Genomic DNA, 18,192 nt, shown 5'->3' on the forward strand with positions numbered 1-18,192 from the left:
ATCATATGCTCGAAAACGATATCAAAAAAGTCCTCTACACCGAGGAAGACATTATTCGTAAAACAAAAGAGTTGGGAGCACAGTTGACAGAGGACTACAAAGACAAAAATCCACTGTTAGTCGGTGTTTTAAAAGGCTCCGTTCCATTTATGGCAGAGTTGATGAAGCATATTGATACGCATGTTGAGATTGACTTTATGGTGGTCTCAAGCTATCATGGTGGAACAACCAGTAGTGGTGAAGTAAAAATCTTGAAAGACGTTGATACAAACGTTGAAGGACGAGATATTATCTTCATTGAGGACATTATCGATACTGGACGTACACTCAAGTATCTACGTGATATGTTTAAGTACCGTCAAGCAAAATCCGTTAAAATCGCAACTCTTTTTGACAAACCAGAAGGTCGAGTTGTCGAGATTGACGCAGATTATGTCTGCTATGATGTACCAAATGAATTTATCGTTGGTTTTGGCTTAGACTACGCTGAAAACTATCGCAATCTTCCCTACGTTGGTGTCTTAAAAGAAGAAATTTATTCTAATTAGTAAAGGTTAACAAACTCTATGAAAAACAATAAAAATAATGGCTTCATCCGAAGTTCCTTTATTTACATTCTTGTTATTGTGGCTCTGGTAACCTCTATTCAGTATTATTTTAGAGGTAACAATACACAGAGTCAGCAGATTAGCTACTCAACTTTAGTGAAGCAGCTAAAAAACGGTGAAATCAAGTCTCTGACCTACCAACCTAGCGGTAGTGTCATCGAAATCAGTGGTAAATACAATAAAGCTAAAACAGTCAAAAATACAACTGGGCTTTCTTTTTTAGGTAATTCTACCTCCACAAAAGTAACTTCTTTCACAGCAGTTGCTCTTCCAAGTGATACTTCTATCAAGGATATTACAGACGCAGCTGACAGTGCTGATACAGAAGTAACTGTTAAACCTGAGAGTTCAAGTGGCGCATGGATTTCATTTTTAGCAAGCTTCGTTCCTATCGTCATTATGATCGTCTTTTTCATGATGATGATGAATCAAAGTGGTGGCGGTGCCCGTGGTGCCATGAGTTTTGGCAAAAACAAAGCCCGCTCTGCCAATAAGGGTGAAGTCAAAGTCCGTTTTTCTGACGTTGCCGGTGCAGAAGAGGAAAAACAAGAATTGGTTGAAGTCGTTGACTTCTTGAAAGACCCACAACGCTATAAAGCCCTTGGAGCACGCATTCCTGCCGGTGTTCTTCTTGAAGGACCTCCAGGAACAGGTAAAACCCTTCTTGCCAAAGCCGTTGCTGGTGAGGCTGGTGTGCCATTCTTTAGCATTTCCGGTTCAGACTTTGTTGAAATGTTTGTTGGTGTCGGTGCCAGCCGTGTGCGCTCTCTTTTTGAGGACGCTAAAAAAGCAGGGCGTGCCATCATTTTCATCGATGAAATCGATGCTGTCGGTCGTCGCCGTGGCGCTGGTATGGGTGGCGGAAACGACGAGCGTGAGCAAACCCTTAACCAGCTCTTGATTGAGATGGATGGTTTTGAGGGCAATGAAAATATTATTGTTATCGCTGCAACAAACCGTAGTGATGTTCTTGACCCTGCTCTCTTGCGTCCAGGACGCTTTGACCGTAAGGTCTTAGTTGGTCGTCCCGACGTGAAAGGCCGTGAGGCTATTCTTCGTGTCCATGCTAAAAACAAACCTTTGGCAGATGATGTTGACTTGAAGGTGGTAGCTCAGCAAACCCCAGGTTTTGTTGGTGCTGACCTTGAAAATGTCCTTAACGAAGCAGCACTTGTTGCTGCTCGTCGCAACAAAAAAATTATTGATGCTAGTGATATTGATGAAGCGGAAGACCGTGTTATTGCAGGACCTTCTAAGAAAGACCGCACTGTTTCAGAGCATGAGCGCCAAATGGTGGCTTACCACGAAGCAGGACATACTATTGTTGGTCTAACGCTTTCAAACGCCCGTGTTGTCCATAAAGTAACTATTGTTCCTCGTGGACGTGCAGGCGGTTATATGATTGCCCTTCCTAAAGAAGATCAAATGCTTCTGTCTAAAGAAGATCTTAAAGAACAACTTGCAGGTCTCATGGGTGGGCGTGTTGCAGAAGAGATTGTCTTTAATGCCCAAACTTCAGGGGCTTCAAACGACTTTGAACAAGCGACACAAATGGCTCGTGCTATGGTTACAGAGTACGGTATGAGTGATAAGCTTGGTCCTGTTCAGTACGAAGGTAGCCATGCTATGCAACCAGGACAATTTACACCAGAACACTCTTATTCAGACCAAACAGCACAGCTTATTGATGATGAAGTACGCAATCTCCTTAACGAAGCACGCAACACAGCAGCAGATATCATCAACAATAATCGTGAAACACACCGTCTGATTGCAGAGGCACTTCTGAAATACGAAACCCTCGATGCCGCTCAGATTAAGTCTATCTACGAGACAGGAAAAATGCCAGAAGAAAAAGAAGATAACGAAGAACATGCTCTTTCTTATGACGAAGTCAAAGAAAAAATGGCTCAAGAAAATTCTTCTGACGAAGACTAATCCCCAAAAAGCCAACCTAAGTTGGCTTTTTTATGTGTTTTCCTTTATGTTTCCTATTCCTTTTCGAATAAGTAATACGAGGAGGATATATGAAAGCAAAATACAAAAGCCTATTATTACTAAGCCTGCTAGGCGGTAGCCTAGCCCTAAACACTACTAGCGAAGCCGCAGTGCTGGGTGATAACTACCCGAACCAGTGGAAGAGTGGCTACGGCGCCGATAGCTGGGGCATGTACCTAAGACAGTGTACATCCTTCGTCGCCTTCAGACTAAGCAGCGCTAATGGCTTTAGCCTCCCTGGCGGGTATGGCAATGCCATCAGTTGGGGCAGTGTGGCTAGAAGCCAAGGCTACCGCGTAGACATGACTCCCGCTGTCGGTTCCGTCGCTTGGTTCTCAGCTGGCGTTAACGGCGCAGGAGGCTATGGACATGTGGCCTGGGTGGCAGAAGTCAATGGCGATACTGTCACCATTGAGGAGTACAACTACGATTGCGGCCAAGGTCCCGAGAAATACTACCGCCGCAGCTTCCATAAAAGCCAAGTGTCCGGCTACATCCACTTCAAGGACCTGGGGGCAAGCACCGTAACCTCATCCCCATCTGTGCAGTCAACCCCATCACCATCAAGTACACTCTCAACCAGCGGCACCTACACCTTCACTAGCCGCCACGGGATCAAGAACGCACCCCAACAATCCAGCAGCGATATCGCCTATTACGATGCCGGCAGCAGTGTCCGCTATGATAAAACGGTCATCTCAGACGGCTATGAGTGGCTTTCCTATATCAGTTATTCTGGGGCTCGCCGCTATATCGCGATAGACTAAGAGAAAAGACCTTAGGGCCTTTTTTCATTTTTTTATAAAAAAGATTAAAAAAGTTATTGACAGTGTAGATGAAGTTTGATAAACTAATATAGCTGTCAAACGAGAGGACGTTAACACGAGAGGTTGAAAAAACTTCAAAAAAAGTGTTGACAAGCTATTAAAAGTTTGATAGAATATAGAAGTTGTCTCTTGAGAGACAAAGACCTTTGAGAACTGAACAAGACGATGTGCAGGGCTTCTTAAAGAAGTCAAAAATAAATCTGTCAGAGAACAGAATGAGTGAAGACTCAAACAAATCATGATTTAAATGAGAGTTTGATCCTGGCTCAGGACGAACGCTGGCGGCGTGCCTAATACATGCAAGTAGAACGCTGAAGGGAGAAGCTTGCTTCTTCTGGATGAGTTGCGAACGGGTGAGTAACGCGTAGGTAACCTGCCTGATAGCGGGGGATAACTATTGGAAACGATAGCTAATACCGCATAAGAGGTAATAACACATGTTATTAGTTTAAAAGGGGCAATTGCTCCACTATCAGATGGACCTGCGTTGTATTAGCTAGTTGGTAAGGTAACGGCTTACCAAGGCGACGATACATAGCCGACCTGAGAGGGTGATCGGCCACACTGGGACTGAGACACGGCCCAGACTCCTACGGGAGGCAGCAGTAGGGAATCTTCGGCAATGGGGGCAACCCTGACCGAGCAACGCCGCGTGAGTGAAGAAGGTTTTCGGATCGTAAAGCTCTGTTGTAAGAGAAGAACGGATGTGGGAGTGGAAAATCCATGTCGTGACGGTATCTTACCAGAAAGGGACGGCTAACTACGTGCCAGCAGCCGCGGTAATACGTAGGTCCCGAGCGTTGTCCGGATTTATTGGGCGTAAAGCGAGCGCAGGCGGTTTCATAAGTCTGAAGTTAAAGGCAGTGGCTTAACCATTGTACGCTTTGGAAACTGTGAGACTTGAGTGCAGAAGGGGAGAGTGGAATTCCATGTGTAGCGGTGAAATGCGTAGATATATGGAGGAACACCGGTGGCGAAAGCGGCTCTCTGGTCTGTAACTGACGCTGAGGCTCGAAAGCGTGGGGAGCAAACAGGATTAGATACCCTGGTAGTCCACGCCGTAAACGATGAGTGCTAGGTGTTGGGTCCTTTCCGGGACTCAGTGCCGCAGCTAACGCATTAAGCACTCCGCCTGGGGAGTACGACCGCAAGGTTGAAACTCAAAGGAATTGACGGGGGCCCGCACAAGCGGTGGAGCATGTGGTTTAATTCGAAGCAACGCGAAGAACCTTACCAGGTCTTGACATCCCGGTGCCCGTCCTAGAGATAGGATTTTGCTTCGGCACACCGGTGACAGGTGGTGCATGGTTGTCGTCAGCTCGTGTCGTGAGATGTTGGGTTAAGTCCCGCAACGAGCGCAACCCTTATTGTTAGTTGCCATCATTCAGTTGGGCACTCTAGCGAGACTGCCGGTAATAAACCGGAGGAAGGTGGGGATGACGTCAAATCATCATGCCCCTTATGACCTGGGCTACACACGTGCTACAATGGCTGGTACAACGAGTCGCAAGTCGGTGACGGCAAGCTAATCTCTTAAAGCCAGTCTCAGTTCGGATTGTAGGCTGCAACTCGCCTACATGAAGTCGGAATCGCTAGTAATCGCGGATCAGCACGCCGCGGTGAATACGTTCCCGGGCCTTGTACACACCGCCCGTCACACCACGAGAGTTTGTAACACCCGAAGTCGGTGAGGTAACCTTTTAGGAGCCAGCCGCCTAAGGTGGGATAGATGATTGGGGTGAAGTCGTAACAAGGTAGCCGTATCGGAAGGTGCGGCTGGATCACCTCCTTTCTAAGGAAAAAACGGAACTGTACATTGTCTTGTTTAGTTTTGAGAGGTCTTGTGGGGCCTTAGCTCAGCTGGGAGAGCGCCTGCTTTGCACGCAGGAGGTCAGCGGTTCGATCCCGCTAGGCTCCATAGAATCGTAAGATTCTAGATTGTCCATTGAAAATTGAATAACTATCAAATAGCAACAAGAAAATAAACCGAAACGCTGTGATTTAATGAGTTTAAGGTCAATAGACCAAATAAGGTTAAGTTAATAAGGGCGCACGGTGGATGCCTTGGCACTAGAAGCCGATGAAGGACGTGACTAACGACGAAATGCTTTGGGGAGCTGTAAGTAAGCGCTGATCCAGGGATGTCCGAATGGGGGAACCCACTAACTAATGGTTAGTATCCTACACTGTTAAGGTGTAGGAGGGAAGACGCAGTGAACTGAAACATCTAAGTAGCTGCAGGAAGAGAAAGCAAAAGCGATTGCCTTAGTAGCGGCGAGCGAAACGGTAAGAGGGCAAACCAAAGAGTTTACTCTTTGGGGTTGTAGGACTGCAATGTGGACTTAATGATTATAGACGAGTCATCTGGAAAGATGAGCCAAAGAGAGTAAAAGCCTCGTAGTCGAAATAGTGATTATACCTAGCAGTATCCTGAGTACGGCGGGACACGAGAAATCCCGTCGGAATCTGGGAGGACCATCTCCTAACCCTAAATACTCTCTAGTGACCGATAGTGAACCAGTACCGTGAGGGAAAGGTGAAAAGTACCCCGGAAGGGGAGTGAAATAGAACCTGAAACCGTGTGCCTACAACAAGTTCGAGCCCGTTAATGGGTGAGAGCGTGCCTTTTGTAGAATGAACCGGCGAGTTACGATATGATGCGAGGTTAAGTTGAAGAGACGGAGCCGTAGGGAAACCGAGTCTTAATAGGGCGACTTAGTATCATGTCGTAGACCCGAAACCATGTGACCTACCCATGAGCAGGGTGAAGGTGAGGTAAAACTCACTGGAGGCCCGAACCAGGGCACGTTGAAAAGTGCTTGGATGACTTGTGGGTAGCGGAGAAATTCCAAACGAACTTGGAGATAGCTGGTTCTCTCCGAAATAGCTTTAGGGCTAGCGTCGATGTTAAGTCTCTTGGAGGTAGAGCACTGTTTGGGTGAGGGGTCCATCCCGGATTACCAATCTCAGATAAACTCCGAATGCCAATGAGATATAATCGGCAGTCAGACTGCGAGTGCTAAGATCCGTAGTCGAAAGGGAAACAGCCCAGACCACCAGCTAAGGTCCCAAAATAATTGTTAAGTGGAAAAGGATGTGGGGTTGCACAGACAACTAGGATGTTAGCTTAGAAGCAGCTATTCATTCAAAGAGTGCGTAATAGCTCACTAGTCGAGTGACCCTGCGCCGAAAATGTACCGGGGCTAAAACAATTTACCGAAGCTGTGGATCCCTTAGGGGATGGTAGGAGAGCGTTCTATGTGTGTTGAAGGTGTACCGTGAGGAGCGCTGGAACGCATAGAAGTGAGAATGCCGGTATGAGTAGCGAAAGATGGGTGAGAATCCCATCCACCGTAAGACTAAGGTTTCCAGGGGAAGGCTCGTCCGCCCTGGGTTAGTCGGGACCTAAGGAGAGACCGAAAGGTGTATCCGATGGCCAACAGGTTGATATTCCTGTACTAGTGTATGAAGTGATGGAGGGACGCAGTAGGCTAACTTGTCCCAGCGATTGGAAGTGCTGGGCTAAGCAGTGAGGTGTGATATGAGTCAAATGCTTATATCTATAACACCAAGCTGTGATGGGGAGCGAAGTTTAGTAGCGAAGTGAGTGATGTCACACTGCCAAGAAAAGCTTCTAGCGTTAATCATACACTACCCGTACCGCAAACCGACACAGGTAGTCGAGGCGAGTAGCCTCAGGTGAGCGAGAGAACTCTCGTTAAGGAACTCGGCAAAATGGCCCCGTAACTTCGGGAGAAGGGGCGCTGGCTTTAAGTCAGCCGCAGTGAATAGGCCCAAGCAACTGTTTATCAAAAACACAGCTCTCTGCTAAATCGTAAGATGATGTATAGGGGGTGACGCCTGCCCGGTGCTGGAAGGTTAAGAGGAGGGTTTAGCTTTTAGCGAAGATCTGAATTGAAGCCCCAGTAAACGGCGGCCGTAACTATAACGGTCCTAAGGTAGCGAAATTCCTTGTCGGGTAAGTTCCGACCCGCACGAAAGGCGTAATGATTTGGGCACTGTCTCAACGAGAGACTCGGTGAAATTTTAGTACCTGTGAAGATGCAGGTTACCCGCGACAGGACGGAAAGACCCCATGGAGCTTTACTGCAGTTTGATATTGAGTATCTGTACCACATGTACAGGATAGGTAGGAGCCTATGAAATTGGGACGCCAGTCTCAATGGAGGCGTTGTTGGGATACTACCCTTGTGTTATGGCTACTCTAACCTAGATAGGTTATCCCTATCGGAGACAGTGTCTGACGGGCAGTTTGACTGGGGCGGTCGCCTCCTAAAAGGTAACGGAGGCGCCCAAAGGTTCCCTCAGAATGGTTGGAAATCATTCGCAGAGTGTAAAGGTATAAGGGAGCTTGACTGCGAGAGCTACAACTCGAGCAGGGACGAAAGTCGGGCTTAGTGATCCGGTGGTTCCGTATGGAAGGGCCATCGCTCAACGGATAAAAGCTACCCTGGGGATAACAGGCTTATCTCCCCCAAGAGTTCACATCGACGGGGAGGTTTGGCACCTCGATGTCGGCTCGTCGCATCCTGGGGCTGTAGTCGGTCCCAAGGGTTGGGCTGTTCGCCCATTAAAGCGGCACGCGAGCTGGGTTCAGAACGTCGTGAGACAGTTCGGTCCCTATCCGTCGCGGGCGTAGGAAATTTGAGAGGATCTGCTCCTAGTACGAGAGGACCAGAGTGGACTTACCGCTGGTGTACCAGTTGTCCTGCCAAGGGCATCGCTGGGTAGCTATGTAGGGAAGGGATAAACGCTGAAAGCATCTAAGTGTGAAGCCCACCTCAAGATGAGATTTCCCATGATTTTATATCAGTAAGAGCCCTGAGAGATGATCAGGTAGATAGGTTAGGAGTGTAAGTGTGGTGACACATGTAGCGGACTAATACTAATAGCTCGAGGACTTATCCAAAGAGTCATAAAGAAGTAGCGTAAGGTTAACTTGTTTAGATAGTTATTCAATTTTGAGTAGACAAGAGATCTATTCAATAGTTAAGTGACGATAGCCTAGGAGATACACCTGTTCCCATGCCGAACACAGTAGTTAAGCCCTAGAACGCCTGATGTAGTTGGGGGTTGCCCCCTGTTAGATATGGTAGTCGCTTGGCTATAGGGAGTTTAGCTCAGCTGGGAGAGCATCTGCCTTACAAGCAGAGGGTCAGCGGTTCGATCCCGTTAACTCCCATATATGCGGGTGTAGTTTAGTGGTAAAACTACAGCCTTCCAAGCTGTTGTCGCGAGTTCGATTCTCGTCACCCGCTTTATAGAATTCCAGATTTCTATAATCTGGGCGCATAGCTCAGCTGGTTAGAGCGCACGCCTGATAAGCGTGAGGTCGGTGGTTCGAGTCCACTTGTGCCCATCATTATATGGTCCGTTGGTCAAGGGGTTAAGACACCGCCTTTTCACGGCGGTAACACGGGTTCGAATCCCGTACGGACTATTATTTGGAGGATTACCCAAGTCTGGCTGAAGGGAACGGTCTTGAAAACCGTCAGGCGTGTAAAAGCGTGCGTGGGTTCGAATCCCACATCCTCCTTAAGATTATCGCGGGATGGAGCAGCTAGGTAGCTCGTCGGGCTCATAACCCGAAGGTCGTAGGTTCAAATCCTGCTCCCGCAATAAAGTTGGCTCGGTAGCTCAGTTGGTAGAGCAATGGATTGAAGCTCCATGTGTCGGCGGTTCGATTCCGTCTCGCGCCATTAAATTTATATTTTGGAAGGGTAGCGAAGAGGCTAAACGCGGCGGACTGTAAATCCGCTCCTTCGGGTTCGGGGGTTCGAATCCCTCCCCTTCCATATTGAACGGGCATAGTTTAAAGGTAGAACTAAGGTCTCCAAAACCTTCAGTGTGGGTTCAATTCCTACTGCCCGTGTTTTGAATATGGCGAATGTGGTGAAGTGGTTAACACACCAGATTGTGGCTCTGGCATTCGTGGGTTCGATTCCCATCATTCGCCCTTTTTATTGGGGTATAGCCAAGCGGTAAGGCAAGGGACTTTGACTCCCTCATGCGTTGGTTCGAATCCAGCTACCCCAGTTTTTGCCGGCGTGGCGGAATTGGCAGACGCGCTGGACTCAAAATCCAGTGTCCTCACGGACGTGCCGGTTCGACCCCGGCCGCCGGTATAGAATTTTCCCAGTAGAGTGCTATTACTACTGGGATTTTTTGACGTCTTTTTAAAATTCTATACCCATTTCTTTCCAAGATTGATTTGTTGCATAGAAGGTAGTTTCTACTTTTTTAAACTTCTTATTAATTAGCATTGAGTAGCTTTATATCTCACAATTTTGAAAATAACTTCCGTATTAATTCCTTTATGCAGTAAGTAAGAATCATAAGTAAGGGAGTGCCTAAATTTCTTAAACAAAAAATGACATGAAATCTTTATCTCTAAACGATTGATTTCGTGTCATTTTTATATTATTTTAAAGGTTTGTAGTAACTGTTTACTAAAGCTACTATAGTCATTGATTTTTAGAAATATAATCTACAATATCTTGTACTTGCTTGTCGTAGGTATCCAATGTTGAGTAACCATGGTTTGAGAGATAAGTGTTGAGTTTAGCGCGACCGTTACCCGTTTCGACCCCTGAAGTCTCTGTGATAACATAGGAATCATCCTCTGCATTATAAGAAACAGTAAGCCCTGAAGAAGTAAATGTCAGAGCGTAGGTTCCATTGGCCTCTTTAGCGATAGTTGTTCCGTCAGCTTTATTAATAGCATAGGTACCATCAGCACTACGGCTGATTTTGGTATTATCCGTAAGGGTTACTGTAAATTCTCCCTCATCACTAACGTATATTTTAGAGCCGTCTGTATATGTTAGAGTACCTTCTGAAATCTTACTTGTTGTAGAAGACGATGAAGTGCTGTCCGCTGTCGAACTAGAGCTAGATGTGCTGCTTGTTTTTGTTGTAGAACTACTTGAGGAATGTGACTCCGTTGTTTGTGTATTGTTGCTACAGCCTACTAGTAAAACAGTGCCAGTAAGAATAAGGGTTAAGGTTATTAGTTTTTTATTCATAAGAAATCTCCTAAAATTTATTTTTTATTGTGTGCTACATTAAGTGATCTTGATGTCAAAAAAGCAGTGATTTCCTCCAAAGCTGGCTTAATATCATCAATTTGGCAATGTAGGGCACCGCCTGTTTTTTCAGTAAAAAGCTTTGTGACTACTCTTTTAGCCTGTATTAGCTCTTTTGTCATGTCTTTTAAGCGTTTTTGAGGAACATATCTATCTTTGCTACCAGCTAGTAGGAGACATTCTTGGGTGATTAAGGGAAGAGCACTCCTTAAATGGTGATGAGCGATATTTTTGATGAAATCATAACCATTTTTCTCTCCTGTAATGTCAAGCCCGTGTTGTAACATCCATTTTAAGTCCACATTGTTTTGTGCCCGATTGGTGATCACCCAGTTGATAAACTTTTTTTGTTTAAGAAACAATATCATTCTTAAAAATAAATATTCTGGCGGTCTTACCTGTAGCTGTAAAGCGTCGTTTCCCGAATAGAAAATATCAAAACAAATACACCGCTTAATGCGCTTTTCAAAGGCTGCTGACCGAAGGACAAAATAGCCACCCCACGAAATGCCAATGGCGTCTACCTCATCTAAGTGAGTATAGTCTAGAATTGTCGTTACCACCTTTTCATAATCAGATTCGAAATAAAGGTGTTGAAAAGGGACAGAACCTTGACCAGGTCCGTCAAAGAGGAGAAGATTCATTTTTATTTGAGATTGTAAAGGATAAAACCAATTGACTAATTCTTCCATAAAAGAATCAAATCCTCCAATGACAAGCAGTGTTTTTGTCGCACCAGTATATGGAATAGAGACAGCAGGTAGTTTAGCTGATTTATAGGGGATAGAAAGATAAATAAGGTTTTTATCTTGATAATATCTGTTAAAGCACCTTTTGAAGCACTGATAAGCGTCCTGTTTACGGCTATCAGAGAAACTTAGGTAAAACAAAGATGCTCTATAGTAGGTCATAGCAAGTTCTAAGAGGTTACTTTTCTCGTATTCTTGTGCCTTTTTATACCACCATTGATACCACGATTCAAAGTCATAAATGCTGTAGCTGATAACTTTTAAATCTTCCCTCACCTCAGAGTATTGATGTTTGAGTTGATTGGTGAATCGTAAAATTTGAAAATCAAATTGTCCGACACCTGTATAATTTTCCATTGTTATCACCTCCTTATAAATGTGTTATAATAAGGGCACATTTAGAGAGTACCAAAATATGGGATAAAAACAAGCTTTATCCCTAATGTGCTATAAATTTATTAAAAAGTGGCACATTTGAAAGGGGACTAATATGAATGGCAAAAAAGAACAAATTCGTCAGTCGAAGGACAAAATTGTAGAAGCGATGTTCCGACTTTTAGAAAAAGATAGCTTTGATGAGATAACTTTGAATGAAATTTTAGACGAAGCTGGTGTATCAAGGCGTACGTTTTACCGTTATTTTCAAAATAAGCAGGCAATTTTAAAATTTTACATTCATACATTTATTGAAAACTACCGTTTATTGAATGAGACTATCCTAAAACAGACCACTTTTGAAGGTCTGATACTTGTAACTCTGAATTATTTTAAAGCTGAACAAAGTAAATTACGGCTGCTGATAATCAATCAAAAATTTCCTCTTCTTTTATTAAGATTTAATAATGTCGCTGTAACCCTTTATAAATCGTTTGATGCACCATGGCATGTCAGAGAGGTCTCAAGTCAAAAATTGGATGATGTACTTCACTTTATAGTAGGAGGCTATTCCAATATTATCAGCCACTGGTTAATGGAAACACCTCCTAGAGAGGCGCAAGAGGTGGCACAAAATATCCAAGAGCTATTTAGCCAAATTGTAAAAACATTTGATTTTTAAAGAGTGTAAGATAGAAATTTCGACACTATTTTTAGCTGTAGGATCACATTTGCTATATTGCTTTACTTGTAATTTTCCCAACTGGTGATTATATTCACCATTTCATTGTCACGTGTCCTTTTTTATGATATAATTAACTGGTTAATTAAAAGGAGGTTCTTATGGCTATAAAAGATGAATTGGATCGCCTTATCAACCAAATCGTGATGAGTTCTGAAAATCAACATGAGTTTTTATTGGGTGCTTGTCAAAGTGGTGTTGAGTTGACAAATACGCAAGAGCATATTTTGATGTTATTGCTTGACGGTGGTCGTATGACCAACTCGAGCTTGTCTAAGGAGCTAGTGGTCAGTCAAGCAGCAGTCACAAAGGCGGTTAAGCAATTGTTGCAAAAACAGTTGATTGAGTCGGTGAAAGATGAGCGTGACGGTCGTATTGTGCTCTTTGAATTGACAGAGGCAGGAATTCCAATTGCGAAAGAACATCGTCATCATCATGAGTTGACGTTGATGGCTTATGATAGATTGTTTAGTGATTTCTCAGAAGAGGAACAAGCGGTGATTGAACGCTTTATGGGACGTGTGTCTGAGATAATTAAGGAGTGAGTATGCGCTATATTACAGTGGAAAATCTGAGTTTTCAATATGATAATGAGCCTGTTTTAGAGGGAATCAATTACCATGTTGATAGTGGTGAGTTTGTCACTTTAACGGGGGAAAATGGTGCTGCAAAATCAACGCTGATTAAAGCGACTTTGGGCATTTTGAAACCTAAGATTGGCTCGGTAACGATTAGTGAGGTTAATAAGGATGGTAAGAAACTGCGTTTAGCTTACCTTCCGCAGCAGATTGCCAGTTTTAATGCTGGTTTTCCCTCTACCGTTCATGAGTTTGTCAAATCGGGGCGTTATCCAAGAAATGGATGGTTCAGACGACTCGACAAGCACGATGAAGAACATGTGAAAATCAGTTTGGAGTCTGTTGGTATGTGGGATTATCGTCATCGTCGTATTGGAAGTTTATCAGGCGGGCAAAAGCAGCGGGCTGTTATTGCTAGGATGTTTGCGTCTGACCCTGATATTTTCGTACTAGATGAGCCGACAACGGGTATGGATAGCGGTACGACAAAAACATTTTATGAGTTGATGCATCACAGCGCTCACCGTCATGGTAAGGCGGTCCTTATGATTACACATGACCCTGAAGAGGTCAAGGAGTTTGTAGACCGTAACATTCACCTTGTGCGTAATAATAGCCTGCCTTGGCGTTGCTTTAATGTTCACGAAAGTGATGAGAAGGAGAGTTTGTGATGTTTGAGATTTTATCCTATACCTTTATGCAACGTGCTTTGCTTGCTGTGATTTGCATTAGTATCTTTGCACCTATTTTGGGAATATTTCTGATTTTGCGCCGGCAAAGTTTGATGAGTGACACGCTTAGTCACGTCTCTCTAGCAGGTGTGGCTTTTGGGCTATTGTTAGGTATTTCAACGACTTGGTCGACCATTATCGTTGTGGTCATTGCTGCTGTTTTACTAGAGTATCTACGGACGGTCTATAAGCACTATATGGAAATTGCGACAGCTATTATCATGTCCTTTGGGCTAGCGATTTCTTTGATTGTGATGAGTAAAGCAAAGGCTGGTAGCATGAGCCTAGAACAATATCTGTTTGGTTCTATTATCACTATTAGTAGCAGTCAGGTTATCTTTTTAGCGATTATTGCTGCTATTGTCTTGTTGTTGACGCTTTTATTTATACGTCCTATGTATGTCTTGACCTTTGATGAGGATACGGCTTTTGTTGACGGTTTGCCTGTGAGAACCATGTCTATTTTGTTCAATATCGTGACAGGTGTCGCTATTGCGCTGACGATTCCAGCTGCAGGAGCCCTGCTTGTATCGACCATCATGGTCTTGCCGGCAAGTATTGCCATGCGTCTTGGGCGAAACTTTAAGTCTGTCGTCTGGTTAGGTATGCTTATTGGCTTTATCGGTATGGTTTCGGGAATTTTTCTTTCTTATTATTGGGAAACGCCCGCCAGTGCGACGATTACCATTATCTTTATCGGTATCTTTATATTAGTCAGTATCCTTGGTGCTGTTCGAAAATCAGGTTAAAAAGTGCTCCTAGATTTAGGGGCACTTTTTGTATTTTTAGTTATTATCTTTTTGCCACTCATCATCTAACTGCTGGATGAGATGATTGTCATTCAACATTTTTGAAAACATCACGGCTTGATTGTAGTAATCCACTGCCTCTGTTTGATTACCTTGAAGAAGGGCGTATTTCCAACGATACATGTTATAAATCGGCATCTTTTGAAAATCTTGAATCAAGACCATGGTTTTATGGCTAAGCTCTAGCATAGGTTGGATATTGTCAGCCAACTTTAGATTTAAAGCGATATTGGCACAATTTAACAAGAGATTGTTAAGGAGAAAACGATCTTCCACGGCTAATTCTTCACCTTGGATAAGTAAAGTATCACAAATGATTTTAAAATCTTCTTCTTGAAAATGCTGTTCATCAAATTGGGATATGGCAGCTATTAGCAAATACAAATCAATAATCGCAAGGTCATTTAAGGTATAAGACTTTTTCTTTTTAACTTGATGAAAATACTCCGCTATCATGTCCGTTCCAAAATGAATATTGCCACTTTGGTACACTTCAAACTTAGACTGAAGCCCATCGATAATCAGTTGCTCTTCCTCTGGCAAATTATCGTAATAGTCTTCAAAGATTTCCTCAAATTGCTGTTCTCGCTCTTTTAAACGCTCCTTATCAGAATAAGTCGGAATGCGTAAGATAAGGTACTTGAGCTCATTGTAGCGCTTAGAAATCTCTAAACTCTCTTTATCCGTTATAGCACCCAATGTGACATTCAGTTTTTTAGCGATATAGTAAGCCTTGGCTAAGTTTGGAATACTGCTCCCGCTTTCAATGCGGGCTAGCTGTCGTACAGAAAGCTCCGACTCGTCATCACAAAACTCTTCACGTGTGATCCCTTTTTCCTCCCTCAGTTCACGCACTTTTTGACCAAATGTATTCATGGAAATCTCCTTTCTCTAAACATTATCAATATCACTTTGCCATTCTTGGGATAGTTGCTTTTCAAGGTAATCATCACCGATGAGTTTGGCAAATAAAATAGCATTTTGATAAGACTGTGTGGCTGAAGTCGTATCTTGCTTAGCATAGAGCTGATACTTCCATTCAATGAGGCTGAGGATAGGACGTTTTTGGAAATCGTGAATCTCTGTCATCAACTGATTACTTTTGCTGACGATATTTTCAATAATATTCCATTTTTCAAGACCAAAAGCTAGCTTGATGTTGTTGAGGAGCACATTGTTTAGTTGAAATTTTTCCTCTGCTAGAGGTGGGTTGGAGTTTAGCAGTTTTGCCATGACTAAGTCATATTGCTCTTCCTCATAAAAAGGCTCTTGATTTTTCTTGTAAGCAAAGCAGACGAGATATAGGTCAAAAAAGACAAAGTCATTGATCGTGTAGGTGCTTTTTTTGAAGGTTTGCTCAAAGTAATCTTGCAGGATGCCTAAGCCAAAGCTGTCATTATCACTAAAGTGAATATCCAGTTTGGACTGTAAGCAATCAATAATGAGTTGCTCATCCTCAGGAAGTTGGTCATAAAAGCGTTCGTAAATAGAGGTGAAGCATTGCTCACGTTCTTTGAGTCTAGCCTGATCCCCGTAAGTAGGAATGCGAAGGAGCTTTTGTTTTAGCTCTAAGTAATCCGCCGACAAGCTAAGGTCTTGACCATCCACTAACTCGCCAACAGTCATGCCAAGACGATTGGCGATATACTTGACACTCACCACATTGGGGTTGTTATTGCCCCCTTCAATGCGTGCTAATTGCCTAACCGACAACTCAGACTCATCCCCGCAGAATTCCTCTCGTGTCAGCCCTCGATCTTCTCTAAGTTGTCTTACTTTTATTCCTAACTTTTTCATTCAATGTTGTCCTCAATGAGTCATAATAAAACAATTTGTTATAAAGTGTTATGATATAATTTTTTGTTATATTTGTCAATATGTAAACCTTTTAATAAGGTTGTAGAAGTTAAGATACATTTATCCTAAAAAGAACATGACAAAAATGTCATGTTCTTTTTAAAGGCGATAGAGTATACTAGATTCATCAAACGCAAGGAGAAGAGAAATGAAAAAAATTCAAATGATTAACTTGGTGATGGCTATTATTGCAACAGGCTTAGGTTGGTGGGGATTGTAAAAGTATCCTTTGAACTGACAAAGTGATTTGAAAATAGTAAAATAACTATATGACAAGATTTTTAGATAGTGATGTGATGGGGGATGAGGAGCTTGTTGAGCGTACGCTTCGCCCTCAGTTGTTAAGAGAATATATTGGTCAAGATAAGATCAAGGAGCAGTTAAAGATTTTTATAGAGGCAGCGAAGTTGCGTGATGAGTCGCTGGATCACGTGCTGTTATTTGGACCGCCAGGTCTTGGGAAAACCACCATGGCTTTTGTAATCGCAAATGAGCTGGGTGTCAATCTCAAGCAAACTTCTGGACCTGCCATTGAAAAGGCAGGCGATTTGGTGGCGATTTTAAATGACCTTGAGCCAGGGGATGTTTTATTCATTGATGAGATCCACCGTATGCCTATGGCAGTTGAGGAGGTGCTCTATAGTGCTATGGAGGATTTCTATATTGACATTATGATTGGCTCAGGTGACTCTAGCCGTAGTGTCCATTTGGAGTTGCCGCCTTTTACGCTGATAGGGGCAACGACACGAGCTGGTATGCTGTCAAATCCCTTGCGGGCTCGCTTTGGAATTACAGGGCACATGGAGTACTACGAGGTGGCTGATTTGTGTGATATTGTCGAGCGGACATCTGCCATTTTTGAGATGGAAATTACGCACGAGGCAGCGATTGAACTAGCTCGTCGTAGTCGTGGAACGCCACGTATTGCCAATCGTTTGTTAAAGCGTGTGCGTGATTATGCTCAGATTATGGGGGATGGTATCATTGATGAGCTGATGACAGACAAGGCGCTGACCATGCTAGATGTTGATAGTGAGGGGCTTGACTATGTCGATCAGAAGATTTTGCGAACCATGATTGAGATGTATCAGGGTGGTCCTGTTGGGCTTGGGACTTTGTCGGTCAATATCGCTGAGGAACGTGAGACGGTAGAAGATATGTATGAGCCTTACCTCATTCAAAAAGGCTTTATCATGCGTACACGTAGCGGAAGGGTAGCTACTCCAAAAGCTTATGAGCACCTGCATTACCCTCTTTCTCAAGATAATCTATAAAAAGGCTAGAGTTTTCTAGTCTTTTTTCTTGTAGCATTTCCTTAAACATAGCAGAAATGTAATGAACGTGTTATAATAAGTAGAATAACAAATGTAGAGGAAAATGGACATGAAGAGGATTTGTTTCGTTTGTCTGGGCAATATCTGCCGCAGTCCGATGGCAGAGTTTGTGATGAAGAAACTAGATACAAAACACCAACTAGAAGTAGAAAGCCGTGCGACATCCAATTGGGAACACGGCAATCCCATCCATAAAGGCACACGAGCTATTTTTGATAAATACGCCATTCCTTATGATAGCAAGAAACGCTCACAAATGATTACACAAAAGGACTTGGAAAACTTTGATATCATCATCGGGATGGATGAGCAAAATGTTCGTGATTTGTTGGATTTGTCAGCAGGGCGTTTTGATGACAAGATCGCTCTTTTTAGAGAAGGTGGTGTGCCCGATCCTTGGTACACTGGTGATTTTGAAGAAACCTACACTTTGGTTAAGGCTGGGTGTTTGGATTGGTTGAACAAGTTGGGATCCTAA

At 43.5% G+C, this 18,192-nt stretch carries 12 protein-coding genes, 13 tRNA genes, 3 rRNA genes and 1 pseudogene; 25 read left to right on the forward strand and 4 right to left on the reverse strand.

Features of this window, described 5'->3' with window-relative positions:
- Positions 1–5: 5 nt before the first annotated feature.
- From hpt to G5B60_RS00160, 19 genes and pseudogenes are all read left to right on the forward strand, one after another.
- A complete protein-coding gene (hpt, locus tag G5B60_RS00070) occupies positions 6–548 on the forward strand; it encodes a hypoxanthine phosphoribosyltransferase (RefSeq protein WP_164684051.1) in 543 nt (180 codons plus the stop codon).
- An 18-nt stretch (positions 549–566) separates the two neighbouring features.
- Positions 567–2,546, forward strand: coding sequence for an ATP-dependent zinc metalloprotease FtsH (gene ftsH, locus G5B60_RS00075; RefSeq protein WP_164682046.1), 1,980 nt, complete (start codon positions 567–569; stop codon positions 2,544–2,546).
- Positions 2,547–2,635: 89 nt separating this feature from the next.
- Positions 2,636–3,367, forward strand: a pseudogene (locus G5B60_RS00080) (CHAP domain-containing protein); the annotation flags it as partial.
- Positions 3,368–3,676: 309 nt separating this feature from the next.
- Positions 3,677–5,225: ribosomal RNA gene (locus tag G5B60_RS00085) — 16S ribosomal RNA — on the forward strand.
- A gap of 53 nt (positions 5,226–5,278) precedes the next feature.
- Positions 5,279–5,351 (forward strand) — tRNA-Ala (locus tag G5B60_RS00090).
- Positions 5,352–5,465: 114 nt separating this feature from the next.
- Positions 5,466–8,363, forward strand: a 23S ribosomal RNA gene (locus G5B60_RS00095).
- Between the two features lie 80 nt (positions 8,364–8,443).
- Positions 8,444–8,559 (forward strand): 5S ribosomal RNA (rrf, locus tag G5B60_RS00100).
- The 16S, 23S and 5S rRNA genes sit together here with 13 tRNA genes alongside, the layout of an rRNA operon.
- A gap of 4 nt (positions 8,560–8,563) precedes the next feature.
- Positions 8,564–8,636: transfer RNA gene (locus G5B60_RS00105), tRNA-Val, on the forward strand.
- Between the two features lie 5 nt (positions 8,637–8,641).
- Positions 8,642–8,712, forward strand: a tRNA-Gly gene (locus tag G5B60_RS00110).
- Between the two features lie 27 nt (positions 8,713–8,739).
- A tRNA-Ile gene (locus G5B60_RS00115) sits at positions 8,740–8,813 on the forward strand.
- A gap of 9 nt (positions 8,814–8,822) precedes the next feature.
- Positions 8,823–8,894: transfer RNA gene (locus G5B60_RS00120), tRNA-Glu, on the forward strand.
- Between the two features lie 6 nt (positions 8,895–8,900).
- Positions 8,901–8,990 (forward strand) — tRNA-Ser (locus G5B60_RS00125).
- Between the two features lie 9 nt (positions 8,991–8,999).
- Positions 9,000–9,073 (forward strand) — tRNA-Met (locus tag G5B60_RS00130).
- Positions 9,074–9,080: 7 nt separating this feature from the next.
- Positions 9,081–9,153 (forward strand) — tRNA-Phe (locus G5B60_RS00135).
- Positions 9,154–9,168: 15 nt separating this feature from the next.
- Positions 9,169–9,249, forward strand: a tRNA-Tyr gene (locus G5B60_RS00140).
- A 6-nt stretch (positions 9,250–9,255) separates the two neighbouring features.
- Positions 9,256–9,326, forward strand: a tRNA-Trp gene (locus G5B60_RS00145).
- A gap of 11 nt (positions 9,327–9,337) precedes the next feature.
- Positions 9,338–9,410, forward strand: a tRNA-His gene (locus G5B60_RS00150).
- Between the two features lie 8 nt (positions 9,411–9,418).
- Positions 9,419–9,490 (forward strand) — tRNA-Gln (locus tag G5B60_RS00155).
- Positions 9,491–9,495: 5 nt separating this feature from the next.
- Positions 9,496–9,579: transfer RNA gene (locus G5B60_RS00160), tRNA-Leu, on the forward strand.
- A gap of 339 nt (positions 9,580–9,918) precedes the next feature.
- Here G5B60_RS00160 and G5B60_RS00165 read toward each other — a convergent pair.
- Together G5B60_RS00165 and G5B60_RS00170 are read right to left on the reverse strand one after the other, a co-directional pair.
- Positions 9,919–10,479 (reverse strand): hypothetical protein, encoded by a 561-nt coding sequence (locus tag G5B60_RS00165; protein WP_164682048.1) that lies wholly within the window; start codon positions 10,477–10,479, stop codon positions 9,919–9,921.
- A 17-nt stretch (positions 10,480–10,496) separates the two neighbouring features.
- Positions 10,497–11,645, reverse strand: coding sequence for an alpha/beta hydrolase (locus G5B60_RS00170; RefSeq protein ID WP_164682049.1), 1,149 nt, complete (start codon positions 11,643–11,645; stop codon positions 10,497–10,499).
- 133 nt (positions 11,646–11,778) lie between these two features.
- On the opposite strand from G5B60_RS00170, the gene G5B60_RS00175 reads away from it, so the two are divergent.
- The 4 genes from G5B60_RS00175 to G5B60_RS00190 all read left to right on the forward strand — a co-directional run bounded on the left by G5B60_RS00175 (position 11,779) and on the right by G5B60_RS00190 (position 14,463).
- Positions 11,779–12,345 carry a TetR/AcrR family transcriptional regulator gene (locus tag G5B60_RS00175; RefSeq protein ID WP_164682050.1) on the forward strand — a complete coding sequence of 189 codons (567 nt, stop codon included), beginning with the start codon at positions 11,779–11,781 and terminating at the stop codon, positions 12,343–12,345.
- Positions 12,346–12,506: 161 nt separating this feature from the next.
- Complete coding sequence (locus tag G5B60_RS00180; protein WP_164682051.1) at positions 12,507–12,950, forward strand: zinc-dependent MarR family transcriptional regulator; 444 nt, start codon at positions 12,507–12,509, stop codon at positions 12,948–12,950.
- A gap of 2 nt (positions 12,951–12,952) precedes the next feature.
- Positions 12,953–13,654, forward strand: coding sequence for a metal ABC transporter ATP-binding protein (locus tag G5B60_RS00185; RefSeq protein WP_115267983.1), 702 nt, complete (start codon positions 12,953–12,955; stop codon positions 13,652–13,654).
- Positions 13,654–14,463: a metal ABC transporter permease gene (locus G5B60_RS00190; RefSeq protein WP_421038578.1), complete on the forward strand. Its 810-nt coding sequence runs from the start codon at positions 13,654–13,656 to the stop codon at positions 14,461–14,463. Before G5B60_RS00185 ends, G5B60_RS00190 begins: the two co-directional genes overlap by 1 nt.
- A gap of 36 nt (positions 14,464–14,499) precedes the next feature.
- Here the strand turns inward: G5B60_RS00190 and G5B60_RS00195 are convergent, their stop codons facing one another.
- Both G5B60_RS00195 and G5B60_RS00200 read right to left on the reverse strand, forming a co-directional pair.
- On the reverse strand, positions 14,500–15,399 hold the full coding sequence (locus tag G5B60_RS00195; RefSeq protein WP_164682053.1) for a helix-turn-helix domain-containing protein: 900 nt from the start codon (positions 15,397–15,399) through the stop codon (positions 14,500–14,502).
- A gap of 15 nt (positions 15,400–15,414) precedes the next feature.
- Complete coding sequence (locus G5B60_RS00200) at positions 15,415–16,320, reverse strand: helix-turn-helix domain-containing protein (RefSeq protein ID WP_164682054.1); 906 nt, start codon at positions 16,318–16,320, stop codon at positions 15,415–15,417.
- A gap of 329 nt (positions 16,321–16,649) precedes the next feature.
- Between G5B60_RS00200 and ruvB the strand changes: the two genes are divergently transcribed.
- The gene (gene ruvB / locus G5B60_RS00205) at positions 16,650–17,654 is read left to right on the forward strand and encodes a Holliday junction branch migration DNA helicase RuvB (RefSeq protein ID WP_164682055.1); all 1,005 of its coding nucleotides are present in this window, start codon (positions 16,650–16,652) and stop codon (positions 17,652–17,654) included.
- Between the two features lie 109 nt (positions 17,655–17,763).
- Complete coding sequence (locus tag G5B60_RS00210; RefSeq protein ID WP_164682056.1) at positions 17,764–18,192, forward strand: low molecular weight protein-tyrosine-phosphatase; 429 nt, start codon at positions 17,764–17,766, stop codon at positions 18,190–18,192.

The sequence above is a fragment of the Streptococcus hyointestinalis genome (assembly GCF_011039275.1).
Classification (GTDB): Bacteria; Bacillota; Bacilli; order Lactobacillales; family Streptococcaceae; genus Streptococcus; species Streptococcus hyointestinalis_A.